This is a genomic window from Nonomuraea turkmeniaca, assembly GCF_005889735.1.
GTDB classification, from domain to species: Bacteria; Actinomycetota; Actinomycetes; order Streptosporangiales; family Streptosporangiaceae; genus Nonomuraea; species Nonomuraea turkmeniaca.
In genome coordinates this window covers 1-13,627 of record NZ_VCKY01000013.1, presented here as the reverse complement: position 1 = coordinate 13,627, position 13,627 = coordinate 1, and the positions used below count along the sequence as shown (strand labels likewise).

Sequence of the window (13,627 nt, the reverse complement as noted above, 5' to 3'; positions counted from 1 at the left end):
CCCGGCGTCTTAAGGCCGCGGGAAGGCGATCGTAAGGGGGTCCCGGCACCCTTGCAGCGTGGAGAACCCGATCGCGAGGGGCGGCAGCGATGACCCTTACCGTCGAATACAAGATCACCCGTCTCTTGGACGCCCCCCGCGAGCTGGTGTGGGCGGCCTGGACCGAGCCCGAGCTCTTCTCCCGGTGGTTCAGCGCCCGGAGGATGGCCACGCCGATCGGCCGGATCACCCTGGACGCGTGGCCCGGCGGGGTCTGGCGGGCCACGCTGACCGGGGACGAAGGGTTCGAGGTGACGTTCGACGGCACGTACCGCGAGGTGCGTAAGCCTGTGCGGCTGGTGTTCACGACCGGCGACCCGGACAGTCCGGGCGAAGGGCCCGCGTCCGTGGTGACGATCGACTTCGCGGACGTGGACGGCAAGACCGAGATGCGCTTCCACCAGCACGGTGTGAACGTCGACCCGGCGGGCTGGATGGAGTTCTTCGACCGCCTGGCCGAGCATTTCACAACAGCTTCGGCGCGTCCTCCAGCTTGAGCGCGAGGCCCTCGGCGTACGCGGCCGCGAACGCCTCCTCCCCGAGCGCATCGCGCACCCGCGCCGTGATCCGCTCGATCTCGGACACCTCCCAGGGCCCGGGAGGCGTCTGGTGGTGCTCCCTGGCCGCGGCCGCCAGCCCCAGCAGCCTGGCGGCCTTCTCGGTCGCGCCCGAAGCCGAGGCCGCGGCCTCCACCACGGACGCGGCAGACCGGGGGTCGCCGATCCGCTGCGCGGCCGCCAGCGCCTCCGTGTGCAGGGCCAGTGCCGCGGCCGGGTCGCCACGCAGCTCCGCGAGGTAGCCCAACTCGGTGAGCACGTCCGGCAGGAACATGACGGGCTCGACGTCCGGGCCGCGTGGCACCCCTTCCAGCAGGCGGAGCAGGTGTTTCTCGGCCAGCTCCAGCCGCCCCGCCCGGCGCGCGGCGTAGGCGAGGCCCATCTCCGCCTGCGTCTCGCCGTCCTTGTAGCCCTGGTCGGCGGCCAGCTTTCTGGCCCGCTCGCTGATCTCGATGGCGCGGTCGTAGTCGCCGCTCTGCATCGCGATCCAGCCGAGCCAGGCGGTGCGCGTGGCGACCTCGGGCCATAGGCCGAGGTCCTCGGCCATCTGCAGCCCCTCGCTGAACAGCCGGTTGGCCCGCTCGGTGTCGTGGGCCATCTCGGCCACCGACGCCAGCCATTCCGTGGCCTGCAGCAGACCCCAGCGGTCGCCGAGCTCGGTGAACAGCCGGACGCTCTCCCCGGCGAGGCGTTCCAGCGCCTCGACGTCGCGCTGGGTGAAGGCGTCCATGGCCTGCCTGGCGAGCGCGACGGCCACGCCCCACCGGTCGCCGACGGACCGGAACGTGGTCAGCGCCCGGCGCATCAACTCCTGCCCCGTCGGCATGTCCCCGACATGCAGGCTGAGGAACATCTCGGCCCTGGCCCGCTCTCCGGGGTCCGCGACGGCCTCCAGCACGGGCCCCCATGCGACCTGCTCGCCGAGAATGAGCGCGAACCCGGCGTGCCAGGCCGCCGCCCTGGCCCTGGGCGCGGAGGGCTCGACCTCGACGGTCAGGGCCGCCGCCAGCGACCGCCTGCCCTCGGCCAGCCTGCCGCGCAGGAACCAGTACCAGGCCAGCGCGTTCACCAGCCGGGCCGCGCTTTCGGCGTCCTTCGTGGCGATGGCCGTGTCGAGCGCGGTCCGCATGTTCGCGGCCTCGGCGTCCAGGCGCAGCAGCCAGTCCCGCTGCTCGTGCCCGTACAACTCCGGCTCGGCCTGTACGGCCAGCGCCAGGTAGTGGCGCAGGTGCGCGAGGCGTACCCGGTCGAGCTCGCCCGCGTCGGACAGCCGGGCGAGACAGTACGCCGACACCGACTCCAGCAGCCGGTACCTGACCCCCGCCGGGACGTCCGCCACGACCACGAGCGAACGGTCGACGAGCCGGGCCAGCAGGTCGAGCACGTCGAGCCCCGGCTCCCCGCAGACGGACTCGGCGGCCTCCAGCGTGCAGCCCTCGGCGTGCGCCGCCAGCCGGCGCAGGACGCGGCGCTCCTCGTCGGACAGCAGGTCCCAGCTCCAGTCGATCACCGCGGTCAGCGTCTGCTGGCGGGCCGGCGCGCCGCGCTGCCCCGACGCCAGCAGCCGGAACCTGTCGTCCAGCCGGGCCACCACGCCGTGCACGCCGAGCGCTCGTACCCGGGTCGCGGCGAGCTCCAGCGCCAGCGGGATGCCGTCCAGTCGCCGGCACAGCTGGGCGACCGCCTGCGCGTTGCCCGCGTCGAGCGCGAAGCCGCGGGCGGAGGCCGCAGCGCGGGTCACGAACAACCTGACGGCCTCCGAACGCGCCATGACCGTCAGGTCGGCGCTCGCGGGCACGTCGAGCGGCGGCACGCTCCACAACACCTCGCCGTCCACGGCCAGCGGCTCCCTGCTGGTGGCCAGGATCCGCAGGCCTGGGCAGCCCCGCAGGAGCAGCTCGGCCAGCTCGGCGACCTGCTCGACCACGTGCTCGCAGTTGTCGAGGACGAGCAGCATGCGGCGCTGCCTGAGCGCGACGGCAAGCTGCCCGGCCACGTCGGCGGCGTCCGCGCCCTCCCTGATGTCCAGCGCCGCCATGACGGCCTCCGCCGGGGTACGCGAGGCCTGATCCAGCCCGGCCTGGACCCCTTGGTCGAGCTCGACCAGCCAGGCGCCGTCCGCGAACCCGTCCAGCAGCTGGTTCGCCGCCTCCAGCGCGAGCCGGGTCTTGCCGACCCCGCCGCTGCCGGTGAGCGTCACCAGCCGCTCCTCCCCGACGAGCGTGCACACCTCGGCCAGGGCGTCGTCCCTGCCGATCAGCTTGCTGAGCGCGGCCGGCAGGTTGGTGAGCGGCCGGTCTGCGGGCACGCTGAGCGACGGGTCCTGCCCGAGTATCGCCTGGTGGAGGGCGACCAGCTCGGGCCCGGGGTCGAGACCGAGCTCCTCGGCCAGCCGCTCGCGCAGCTCGCCGTAACTGGCCAGCGCCTCGCTCTGGCGTCCCGCCCGGTAGAGCACCCGCATGTGCACGGCCCGCAGCCGTTCCCTGAGCGGATGGCGGGCCACCAGGTCGCCCAGCTCCCCCACGAGCAGCCCGTGCTCGCCCAGCTCCAGCCGCGCCTCGGCATGCTGCTCCAGCGCCGACAGCCGCTGCTCCTCCAGCCGGACGATGGCCGATCTGGTGTACTCCTCGTCGGCGAAGTCGGCGTACGCGGGTCCCCGCCACAACGCCAGCGCCTCCCCCAGCAGCCTGGCCCTGGTCCGCGGGCTGTCGGCGGCCTCGGCCTGCGTCAGCAGATTCGCGAATCGTTCGGCGTCCAGAGCGCCTGGATCGGGGCGCAGCAGGTAGCCGGGGGCGCGGGAGACCACGAGGTTCTTGCCTCCGGGCTCGGCGTCCTCGAGCGCCTTACGCAGCTGCGAGACGCGTACCTGCAGGGCGCCCGCCGGGTTGCCCGGCGGCTCCTCGCGCCACAGGTCGTCGACCAGCCGGTCCACGGACACCGGGTGACCTTCGTGGACGAGCAGGTCGACGAGCAGCGCCCGGACCTTGAGTCCGGGGATCGTGACGACCTCTCCGGCGTCGGTCCACACACCCAGCGGTCCCAGCACCCCAAAACGCATGCTCGTCACCCTATGCGCGGCCTTAAGTCCACGAAAAGAACATCGGAAGGCCCGTACCGGACCGTGGAGGCAACGGAAAGGGGAACCCGATGAACACCTCCACGCTCGCCGGGCGGCGCGAATGGACCGGCCTGGCCGTTCTGGCCTCCGTGGCCCTCCTGCTCTCCATCGACGTCAGCGTTCTGTACCTGGCGCTTCCGCACCTCAGCGGCGACCTCGGCGCCACCGCCTCGCAACAACTGTGGATCATGGACGTGTACTCGTTCTTCCTGGCCGGCTTCCTGGTGACCATGGGCACGCTGGGCGACAGGATCGGGCGCCGCAAGCTCCTGATGATCGGCGCGGCGGCCTTCGGCGGGGCGTCGGTGCTGGCCGGATACGCGGTGAGCGCCGAGATGCTGATCGTCACCCGGGCGCTGCTCGGCATCGCCGGGGCGACGCTGCTGCCGTCGTCGCTGGCGCTGATCAGGAACATGTTCACGGACGGGAAGCAGATGGGGACCGCGATCGGGCTCTGGTACAGCTGCTTCATGCTGGGCATGACGGTCGGCCCGCTGGTGGGCGGGCTGCTGCTGGAGCATTTCTGGTGGGGCTCGGCGTTCCTGCTGGGGGTGCCGTTCATGGTGCTGGTGCTGGTGGCGGGCCGGACGCTGCTGCCGGAGTACCGCGACCCGGACGCCGGCCGCCTCGACCTGGCCAGCGTCGCCCTGTCGCTGGCGACGATCCTGCCGGTCGTGTACGGGCTCAAGGAGGTCGCCAGGAGCGGCTGGCAGCCGGCGGCCGCGGCGGCGATCGCGGCCGCGGCCGGCGTTCGGCGTGATGTTCGTCCGCCGCCAGCGCCGCCTCGCGGACCCGCTGCTCGACCTGCGTCTGTTCGCCAACCGCCCGTTCGCCGCCACGCTCGGGATCATGTTGCTCGGCGGCGTCGTCATGGCCGGCACGACGCTCATGACCACCCAGTACCTGCAGACCGTGCAGGCGCTGTCCCCGCTGGAGGCGGGGTTGTGGCTGGTGCCGCAGAACATCGCCATGATCGTGGCCCTGACGCTGGCCCCCGCGATCGCGCGCCGCGTCGGCGCCGCGTATGTGATGGCGGCCGGGCTGGCGGTCGGCGCGGCGGGGTTGTTCCTGCACACCCAGGTGCCGGAGCTCGCGGGCGCCGACGGCATCGGGCTGGTCGTGACCGGGCTCGTCCTGGCCTCCGCGGGCATCGCGCTGCCGATGGGCGTGGGCAGCGGCGTGATGATGACGGCCGCGCCCCCGGAGAAGGCCGGGTCGGCGGCTTCGTTGTCGGAGACGAGCGGCGAGTTCGGCGTGGCGGTGGGCGTGGCCGCGATGGGCAGCCTGGCCACCGCCGTGTACCGGGGCGAGCTCCCCGACCGGCTGCCGGTGGAGGCGGCCCGCGAGAGCATCACCGCCGCGGTGACCGCCACCAGGGACCTGCCGGCCGTGCTCGACCTGGCCCGCGCGGCCTTCACCACCGGGCTCAACACGGTGGCCGCGGTCGGCGCGATCATCTTCCTCGGCCTGGCCGCCGTCACGATCGCGGTCCTGCGCCGGCACGACGCCGCCGCCTGACGGGAGCTACCGGCACAAGGCGAACGGCTCAGCTGTCGCCATCCTCGCCCGGCACGCCCGGCTCGCCCGGCGAGGGTGGCGCTTTCCTGGCCGACCCCCGATAGAGGTCGGCGTCGTAACGACGGTCGTTGTCGTCGAGCTTCGCCTTCGCCGCCGCCACCAGGTCCACACCCAGCACGTCGGCGAGCCGCACCAGGTAGAGCGTCACATCACCCAGCTCGGTACGCATCCTGGCGAGCGCGTCGGGATCCGGATCCCTGGACTCGTCGGCGGTGAGCCACTGGAACTCCGCCACCAGCTCCCCCACCTCGCCCGCCAACGCCATCACGAGGTTCTTCGGGGTGTGGAACTGCTCCCAGTCCCTGGCCCGGGCGAACTCGCGCAGGCGTACCGCAAGGTGCTCCAACTCCGTCGTCACGCCGCACGACCTTACCCACCTTCGAAAGATCGGTGAGGAGGCGATGCCCGCCGTCTCCAAGGGACTGAGCGTGTCGCGCCGGCCCACCTGGTCATTGGGCAACGGGTGGGTGCGGGCAGCGGACCTACTCGTATCTGGCCGTGCTCTCTCGGACGATCAGCTCCGTGGCCAGCTCCACCCGCTTGGTCTCAGGGACCTCGCCGCGTCCCATCGCCAGCACCGTACGGGTGGCCAGCGCCGCCATCTCCTGCAGCGGTTGACGCACCGTCGTCAGCGGTGGCCAGGCCGACTTGGCCAAGGGCAGGTCGTCGAAGCCGACCACGCTCAGGTCCTCGGGCACGCGCAGCCCTCGCTGTCGGGCCGCTTCGAAGACGCCGAAGGCCATCAGGTCGCTGCCCGCGAAGATGGCCGTCGGCGGGTTCGGCAGGGACAGCAGGGCGTGGCCCTCGTCGTGGCCCGATTCCACCAGGAACGTGCCGCGTCTCACCAACTCGGGGACGAGGGGTTCGCCTGCCGTTTCCAGCGCCGCCCGATAGCCGTCGATGCGGGCCTGGCTGCAGAGCATGTCGGCGGGGCCGCTGATCATGCCGATTCTGCGGTGGCCCAGCTCCATCAGGTGGCGGGTGGCGGCCAGGCCGCCGCTCCAGTTCGTCGCACCCACCGAGACCACGCCGGGGGCGGGCTCGCCTTCCGGGTCCACCACGGCGAACGGCAGGGAGCGGGCGCTCAACTGCGACTGGATGCCGGTGGACAGGCGGGAGGCGACGATCACCACGCCGTCCGTCCTGCGCGCGGCCAGCCGTTCGAGCCAGTCCCGTCCCGGGCCCGCGTGGGTGTGCAGGACCGAGATGACCACGCTGGCGCCGGCCTCGTGGGCGGCGCTCTCCGCGCCGCGCACGATCTCCATGGCCCACGGTGACTCGATCTCGGCGAAGACCAGGTCGACCAGGCCGGCCGGCGTGTCGTCCTGGCTGACGCGGCGTTGGTAGCCGTGCTCCTGGAGCAGTCGTTCGACCCTGTGGCGGGTCGCCGGAGCGACCTCCGGGCGCCCGTTGATGACCTTCGAGACCGTGGGAATGGACACCCCGGCCTCTTCCGCGATCAATGCGATCGTGACCCGCCTCTTCGCTGACACGATCGGGAGTGTAGCCGAAAGTTTCGGTTTGGCGTCGCTCGCATCCGAGGTGTTGACGCTTTACGTGGCGTTTACCTAAGCTCCGGTCAAAGAAATTATCGGGGGGTTCACGAAACTTTCGCCGTCTTTGAGGAAGGGACCCCTATGAAACGTAGTTTGGCGTTGATCGCGACCGCCGTGCTCGTGACGGGCTGTGGTGGTGGCGGTGGAGGAACCGCGCCCTCCCAGCCGAACCAGGGCGGCGGGTCGCCCGCGAAGGTCACGCTCGAGTGGTGGCACCTGTCGACCGCCGAGCCGCTCAAGACCCTGTGGGCGCAGCGGGCCAAGGAATTCGAGGCCAAGAACCCGAACGTCACCATCAAGGCCACCGTTCTGGAGAACGACGCCTACAAGGCCAAGCTCACCACGATCACCCAGTCAGGCAAGGCACCCGACCTCTTCGCGACATGGGGCGGCGGCGTGCTGAAGCAGCAGATCGACGCGGGACTCGTCAAGGACATCTCCGGCGATGTGGCCGACGTCCTGCCGAACTTCACGCCCGCGGCGCTGAGCGCGTACCAGCTCGACGGCAAGACGTACGGACTGCCCACGGACATCGGGATGGTGGGTTTCTGGTACAACAAGAAACTTTTTGAGAAGGCGGGCATCACCCAGCCGCCGGCCACCTGGTCGGCGTTCCTCGAGGACGTCAAGAAGCTCAAGGCGGCGGGCGTCACCCCGATCGCCCTGGCCGGCAAGGAGAAGTGGCCCGGGCACTACTACTGGGCCTACCTCGCCATGCGCATCGCCGGTCTCGACGCGCTCAAGCAGGCGGCGGTGGACAAGGACTTCACCAAGCCCGACTTCATCGCAGCGGGACAGCAGGTCAAGGCGCTGGCCGACCTGCAGCCGTTCCAGAAGGGCTTCCTCGGCGCGGCCTACTCGACCCCTGACGGTCAGTCGGCCACGGTGAGCAACGGCAAGGCCGCCATGGAGCTGATGGGCCAGTGGGCGCCGGCCGTTCAGAACGACTCCGGCAAGGGCCTCGGCGACGACCTCGGCTTCTTCCCCTTCCCCGCCGTCGAGGGCGGCAAGGGCTCGGCCGCGGACGCGTTCGGCGGGGGCGGCGGCATTGCCGTGGGCGCGGACGCGCCCAAGGAGGCCGTGGACTTCGTGAAGTTCATGACCGAGATGGGCAACCACTCCAAGGCCGTGGAGTCCGGGGGCGTGCTGCCGGTGCTCAAGGGCGAGGAGAGCGCGGTCAAGGACCCGAACCTCAAGCAGGTGGCGACCATGCTGGCCAGCGCCGGCGGCTACCAGCTCTACCTCGACCAGGCGTACCCGCCGGCCGTCGGCCAGCAGGTCAATGACAGCGTGGCCGAACTGATCGCCGGCACCAAGACGCCGGAGGAAGTGGGCGCCGACATCACCGAAGTGGCCAAGAGCGAAGAATGACGATACTCACCCGTGGACCGGAAGCGGTCAAGCTTCCGGTCCCCGCCCCTGCCGTCAAGAAACGCGGCAGGTGGCTGACGATCACTCTGTTCCTGCTGCCCGCGCTCGTGTTGTTCCTCCTGCTGGTGGTGGCCCCGATCCTGGTGGCCGTCTATTCCAGCGCGTTCCGGTGGAACGGGTTCGGCGGGCTGCCGACCAACTTCATCGGCTTCGACAACTTCACCCGGTTGTTCGGCACCGAAATCTTCGCTCAGGACCTGTGGCACCTGCTGGTGCTGGTGCTGTTCTCGGTGTGCGTCCAGCTGCCGTTCTCGCTGGCCATCGCGATGCTGCTGAACCAGCGCATCCGCGGGCGGGCGTTGTACCGGGTGGTGTTCTTCGCGCCGTACGTGCTCTCCGAAGTGATCACCGGCGTGCTGTTCTCGCTGATCCTCTCGCCCGGGTCCGGCCTGGCGAACCGGATGCTGTCGGTGTTCGGGATCGAGTCGGAGTGGCTGGCCGACCCCAACACCGTGATGCCTTCGCTGTTCCTGGTCATGACGTGGAAATATTTCGGCTTCCACATGATGATCTATCTGGCGGGCCGGCAGAACATCCCGAACGAGCTCATCGAGGCCGCCCAGATCGACGGCGCGAGCAGTTGGAGGACGTTCAGGCACATCACGCTGCCGCTGCTCGGGCCGACGATCAGGATCAGCATCTTCCTGTCCGTCATCTACACCATCCAGCTGTTCGACCTGGTCTGGATCCTCACCGGGGGCGGTCCTTCGCACTCGTCCGAGACGATGGCCGTGACCATGATGGAGTACGGCTTCAAACGCTCCCAGGTCGGCTACGCCAGCGCGATCAGCGTCGTGATGTTCGTGCTCAGCCTCGTCTTCGCCCTCATTTACCAGCGTTTCGTGATGCGCCGCGACCTCGCGGGCGCCACCACCAACTTGGGAGGCCGCCGATGATCCATCGGAAGAAGGCCCCCGCCAGGACCAGCACGCTGCCCATGCACGCGATCGCGTGGGTCGTGGGCGCGTTCATCCTCATCCCCGTGATCTACGCGTTCCTCGGCGGGTTCAAGGCCAACAGCGAGTTGTCGAGCAACCCGTTCGGGCTGCCGGAGACGTGGGTGACCGCCAACTACACCGACGTGCTCGGCTCCGGCTCATTCTGGCTGCAGATGTGGAACAGCACGTTCATCGCGGTCGCGACGACCGTCCTGACGGTCGCGCTGGCGGCGCTGGCGGGCTTCATCTTCGCCAGGTACGCCTTCCGCGGCAGGGAGTTGCTGTTCACCGTGTTCACGGCAGGGCTGATGTTCCCGTTCGCGGTGGCCATCCTGCCGATCTTCGTGCTGCTGCGCACGTTCGGCCTGCTGGACAACCCGCTCGGCGTCATCCTGACGCAGGCCGCGTTCGGGCTGCCACTGACGATCATCATCCTGCGCGGCTTCTTCAGGAGCATCCCGGGCGAGATCGAGGAGGCGGCCATCATCGACGGCTGCACCCCGTTCGGGTTCTTCTGGCGGATCCTGCTGCCGATGGCCCGGCCCGCCATGGCCACCGTCTCGGTGCTGGCCATCGTGGGCAGCTGGAACAACTTCATGTTGCCGCTGGTGGTCTTCAGCGAGGAGGCCAGCTGGACACTCCCGCTCGGCATCCAGCAGTTCCAGGGCCAGTACGCCTCCGACACCGCCCGTATCCTCGCCTACCTCGTCCTGGCCATGGTTCCGGCGCTCGGGTTCTACGCCCTCGCGGAACGTCACCTGGTCGGCGGCCTCACCGCCGGCGCCACGAAGGGATGACCTCACTACATGCTTCACGTATCCGGATCCCATCTCGTCACGGACGACAACACGCCGGTACGGCTTCGCGGGGTGGGCCTCGGGGGCTGGATGAACATGGAGAACTTCATCACCGGCTACCCGGCCAACGAGAGCTCGATGCGGCAGGCCGTACGCTCCGTCCTCGGTGACGAGCGGGCGGAGTTGTTCTTCGACCGGCTGCTGACCTCGTTCTTCACCGAGCAGGACGCCGCGCTGCTGGCCGGGCTGGGCATGAACTGCGTGCGCATCCCGGTCAACTACCGCCACTGGGAGGCCGACGACCGGCCCTTCGAGATCGACGCGCGTGGCTTCCGCCACCTGGACCGGGTGATCGGCCTGCTCGGCGCGCACGGCATCTACAGCGTGATCGACCTGCACGCGCTGCCCGGCTCGCAGAACCAGCACTGGCACTCCGACAATCCCACGCACGTGGCCGCCTTCTGGCAGCACCGCCACTTCCAGGACCGGGCGGTGCATCTGTGGGAGGCCCTCGCCGACCACTACCGCGACAATCACTGGGTGGCCGGCTACAACCCGGTCAACGAGCCGGGCGACGTGTCCGGCAAGGTGATCGGCCCTTTCTATGACCGCCTGGTGAAGGCCATCAGGTCCGCCGACCCGCACCACGTCCTGTTCCTGGACGGCAACACGTACGCCACCGATTTTTCGATATTTCGGGAGATGTACGAGAACGCGGTCTTCGTCATGCACGACTATGCGCTGGCCGGTTTCGCCCACGGCGGCCCCTACCCCGGCTACACGCGGGGCGAGTGGTGCGACAAGGCGGAGCTGGAGAAGACCTTCGCCAAACGGTCGCGGTTCCAGCGCGAGACCGGCACGCCGCTCTGGGTGGGCGAGTTCGGGCCCGTCTACACCGGGGACCCGGCGCTGGACACACAGCGGCTCCAGATCCTGCGCGACCAGCTGGAGATCTACGACGGCCAGGACGTGGGCTGGTCGTTGTGGACGTACAAGGACGTGGGATTGCAGGGGCTGGTGCATGCCTCGGGGCCGTACCTGCACCGGTTCGGCGACTTCCTCGCCAAGAAGCAGCGGCTCGGCGCGGACCGCTGGGGCTCCACCATGGAGGAGTCGGCGGACGTGCTCGCCCCGCTGCACCAGCTGATCGAGGCCGAGTTCCCCGGCTGGGATCCGTACCCGTGGGGCGCTCGCTACCAGAGCGACGACCTGATCAGGCACATCTTGATCGCGCAGGCGCTGCTGCCCGAGTACGCCGAGCTTTTCCGGGGCCTCGGCGACGACGAGTTGTTCGCGCTGGCCGACTCTTTCCTGCTGGAGCAGTGCGTACGCCGCGAGCCCTTGCTCGAACTCCTGGCTGACAACCTGGCACGGTGACGAGGCCCACACCGCCACGCCTATCGCTTTTGGATGCTTGTGCTGAGTAAGCTTCGGCTGCCCTAATTAAGGTAAGCCTTTCCTCAGCACTCGAGGAGTGACGGTGTTCGCCAGTTACCTCATAGGACTGCGCGAAGGACTCGAGGCGACGCTCGTCGTCTCGGTCCTCGTCGCTTTCCTCGTCAAGAGCGACCGCAAGGACAAGCTCCCGCAGGTATGGGCGGGCGTCGGCGTGGCCGTGGCGTTGTCCATCGGGTTCGGGGCGCTGCTGACGTTCACGGCGGCGCGACTGGAGTACACCTCGCAGGAGCTGTTCGAGGCGATCGCCTCGCTGCTGGCCGTGGTGTTCGTCACTTGGATGATCTTCTGGATGCGGCGGGCGGCCCGCGCCCTCTCCGGGGAGTTGCGGGGCAAGCTCTCCGAGGCGCTCGAGGTGGGCTCGTTCGCCGTGGTCGTCATGGCGTTCCTGGCCGTCGCCCGCGAGGGGCTGGAGACGGCCCTGCTGTTCTTCGCCTACGCCCAGAACGTGACCACGACCATGGATCCGCTGATCGGCGTCACGCTGGGAGTGGTCACCGCCGTGCTCGTCGGCTGGGGGATCTACCGCAGCGCCATCAGGATCAACCTCACCAAGTTCTTCACCTGGACGGGCCTGCTGTTGATCGTGGTGGCGGCGGGGATCCTCAAATACGGGGTGCACGACCTGCAGGAGGCCGGCGTGCTGCCGGGGCTGAGCACATACGCGTTCGACATCAGCGCCGCGCTTCCCCCCGACTCCTGGTACGGCGCCCTGCTGGCGGGGATGCTGAACATCACGCCGCAGCCGAGCGTCCTGGAGGTCGCGGCCTGGGCCGCGTACCTCATTCCCACCCTCATCCTCTTCCTCCGCCCGCAGCGGGCCAAGACCACCCCGACGCCCGCGTCGTCCGCGGCGTGAACAGGAGAATCATGCGTACCGCTATTCGTCTGTCCTTCGGCGCGCTCGCCCTCGCCGGCCTCACCGCCTGCGGGTCGGGGGGCACCACCGCCGCCCCCGCCTCGTCGGGAGCCGCCAAGCCCGGGAAGATCGCTGTGGCCGCGTCCGACACGGAGTGCAAGGTCGCCGCGGCGGAGGTCGCGGCGGGCACCACGACGTTTGCGATCACCAACGGCGGGTCCAAGGTGACCGAGTTCTACGTGTACGCCCCGGGTGACCGGGTCATGGCCGAGGTCGAGAACATCGTGCCCGGGCTGACCAGGGAGCTCATCGCGGAGCTGCCGGCGGGTGCGTACGAGACCGCGTGCAAGCCCGGCATGGTCGGCAAGGGCATCCGCAACCCGCTCAAGGTGACCGGCGAGCACAAGAAGCTCACCGCGGACGCCAAGCTGGCCGAGGCCGTGGCCAGCTACAAGCGTTACGTCAAGTCGCAGAGTGACACGCTGCTGGTCAAGACGCAGGAGTTCGTGGACGCGGTCAAGGCCGGCAAGATCGACGAAGCCAAGGCGCTGTTCCCGGTGTCGCGGACGTACTGGGAGCGCATCGAGCCGGTCGCGGAGATCTTCGGCGACCTCGACCCCGCCATCGACGGCCGCGAGGCGGACCTGGCCGAGGGCGAGGAGTGGACCGGCTTCCACAAGATCGAGAAGGACCTGTGGATCCACAAGGACGTCAGCAAGTCCGGGCCGATGGCCGACAAGCTGATGGCCGACGTCAAGACCATCGTCGAGAAGGCGAACGCCGCCGAGCTGACCCCGCTGAACCTGGCCAACGGCGCCAAGGAGCTGCTGGACGAGGTCGCCACCGGGAAGATCACCGGCGAGGAGGACATCTGGTCGCACACCGACCTCTGGGACTTCGCGGCCAACCTCCAGGGGTCCAAGGCGGCCGTGCAGTCGCTCCGGCCGGTGCTCGAGGAGCGGGCTCCTGACCTGGTCAAGACGCTGGACGAGCAGTTCGCGGCGGCGGAGGCGGCGCTCGAGGTGCACCGCAAGGGCGATGGCTGGCAGTTGCACAACGAGCTGTCCAAGGCCGAGCTGAAGACGCTGTCGGACGCGATCAACGCACTGGGCGAGCCGATCAGCAAGATCGCCCCCGTGGTCGCGAAGTAGCCGGAGGTAGGGCGCGATGTCGGAAGCCACGGAACCCGGACTCTCCCCATCGGCGATCCCCGAGGACGGGCCCGCCCTGTCGGCGGCCTCCGACGGCGGGGGCTCCCCGTCGGCGGCCTCCGACGGCGGGGGCTCCCCGTCGGCGGCC

General features: G+C 69.7%; 11 protein-coding genes and 1 pseudogene. 9 read left to right on the top strand and 3 right to left on the bottom strand.

Features of this window, described 5'->3' with window-relative positions:
- Positions 1–89 precede the first annotated feature (89 nt).
- The gene (locus ETD86_RS05740) at positions 90–536 is read left to right on the top strand and encodes an SRPBCC family protein (protein WP_138665044.1); all 447 of its coding nucleotides are present in this window, start codon (positions 90–92) and stop codon (positions 534–536) included.
- On the opposite strand, the gene ETD86_RS05735 is transcribed toward ETD86_RS05740, so the two are convergent.
- A complete protein-coding gene (locus ETD86_RS05735) occupies positions 505–3,654 on the bottom strand; it encodes an AfsR/SARP family transcriptional regulator (protein ID WP_138665043.1) in 3,150 nt (1,049 codons plus the stop codon). The two genes, ETD86_RS05740 and ETD86_RS05735, sit on opposite strands and share 32 nt — an antisense overlap.
- An 89-nt stretch (positions 3,655–3,743) precedes the next feature.
- On the opposite strand from ETD86_RS05735, the pseudogene ETD86_RS59575 reads away from it, so the two are divergent.
- Positions 3,744–4,394, top strand: a pseudogene (locus tag ETD86_RS59575) (MFS transporter); the annotation flags it as partial.
- Positions 4,395–4,473: 79 nt separating this feature from the next.
- Positions 4,474–5,232: an MFS transporter gene (locus ETD86_RS57935; RefSeq protein WP_246147665.1), complete on the top strand. Its 759-nt coding sequence runs from the start codon at positions 4,474–4,476 to the stop codon at positions 5,230–5,232.
- Between the two features lie 28 nt (positions 5,233–5,260).
- On the opposite strand, the gene ETD86_RS05725 is transcribed toward ETD86_RS57935, so the two are convergent.
- Both ETD86_RS05725 and ETD86_RS05720 read right to left on the bottom strand, forming a co-directional pair.
- Positions 5,261–5,650, bottom strand: coding sequence for a nucleotide pyrophosphohydrolase (locus ETD86_RS05725; RefSeq protein WP_138665042.1), 390 nt, complete (start codon positions 5,648–5,650; stop codon positions 5,261–5,263).
- A 124-nt stretch (positions 5,651–5,774) separates the two neighbouring features.
- Positions 5,775–6,785, bottom strand: coding sequence for a LacI family DNA-binding transcriptional regulator (locus ETD86_RS05720; RefSeq protein WP_138665041.1), 1,011 nt, complete (start codon positions 6,783–6,785; stop codon positions 5,775–5,777).
- Between the two features lie 144 nt (positions 6,786–6,929).
- On the opposite strand from ETD86_RS05720, the gene ETD86_RS05715 reads away from it, so the two are divergent.
- From ETD86_RS05715 to efeO, 6 genes are all read left to right on the top strand, one after another.
- Positions 6,930–8,219: an extracellular solute-binding protein gene (locus ETD86_RS05715; RefSeq protein ID WP_138665040.1), complete on the top strand. Its 1,290-nt coding sequence runs from the start codon at positions 6,930–6,932 to the stop codon at positions 8,217–8,219.
- Positions 8,216–9,175, top strand: a complete 960-nt coding sequence (locus ETD86_RS05710; RefSeq protein WP_138665039.1) for a carbohydrate ABC transporter permease — start codon at positions 8,216–8,218, stop codon at positions 9,173–9,175. Before ETD86_RS05715 ends, ETD86_RS05710 begins: the two co-directional genes overlap by 4 nt.
- Positions 9,172–10,014 (top strand): carbohydrate ABC transporter permease, encoded by an 843-nt coding sequence (locus ETD86_RS05705; protein WP_138665038.1) that lies wholly within the window; start codon positions 9,172–9,174, stop codon positions 10,012–10,014. The genes ETD86_RS05710 and ETD86_RS05705 overlap by 4 nt, the downstream gene beginning before the upstream one ends.
- Before the next feature lie 9 nt (positions 10,015–10,023).
- On the top strand, positions 10,024–11,391 hold the full coding sequence (locus tag ETD86_RS05700) for a glycoside hydrolase family 5 protein (RefSeq protein WP_138665037.1): 1,368 nt from the start codon (positions 10,024–10,026) through the stop codon (positions 11,389–11,391).
- 103 nt (positions 11,392–11,494) lie between these two features.
- Positions 11,495–12,328, top strand: a complete 834-nt coding sequence (gene efeU / locus ETD86_RS05695; protein WP_138665036.1) for an iron uptake transporter permease EfeU — start codon at positions 11,495–11,497, stop codon at positions 12,326–12,328.
- Positions 12,329–12,339: 11 nt separating this feature from the next.
- Positions 12,340–13,479: an iron uptake system protein EfeO gene (gene efeO / locus ETD86_RS05690; protein WP_138665035.1), complete on the top strand. Its 1,140-nt coding sequence runs from the start codon at positions 12,340–12,342 to the stop codon at positions 13,477–13,479.
- Positions 13,480–13,627: the final 148 nt, after the last annotated feature.

Bases quoted from the DNA above. Each gene is read 5' to 3' on its own strand.
- efeO (WP_138665035.1), top strand. From the start codon at position 12,340: ATGCGTACCGCTATTCGTCTGTCCTTCGGCGCGCTCGCCCTCGCCGGC.
- ETD86_RS57935 (WP_246147665.1), top strand. From the start codon at position 4,474: ATGTTCGTCCGCCGCCAGCGCCGCCTCGCGGACCCGCTGCTCGACCTG.
- ETD86_RS05710 (WP_138665039.1), top strand. From the start codon at position 8,216: ATGACGATACTCACCCGTGGACCGGAAGCGGTCAAGCTTCCGGTCCCC.
- ETD86_RS05715 (WP_138665040.1), top strand. From the start codon at position 6,930: ATGAAACGTAGTTTGGCGTTGATCGCGACCGCCGTGCTCGTGACGGGC.
- ETD86_RS05740 (WP_138665044.1), top strand. From the start codon at position 90: ATGACCCTTACCGTCGAATACAAGATCACCCGTCTCTTGGACGCCCCC.
- ETD86_RS05700 (WP_138665037.1), top strand. From the start codon at position 10,024: ATGCTTCACGTATCCGGATCCCATCTCGTCACGGACGACAACACGCCG.
- ETD86_RS05735 (WP_138665043.1), bottom strand. From the start codon at position 3,654: ATGCGTTTTGGGGTGCTGGGACCGCTGGGTGTGTGGACCGACGCCGGA.
- ETD86_RS05705 (WP_138665038.1), top strand. From the start codon at position 9,172: ATGATCCATCGGAAGAAGGCCCCCGCCAGGACCAGCACGCTGCCCATG.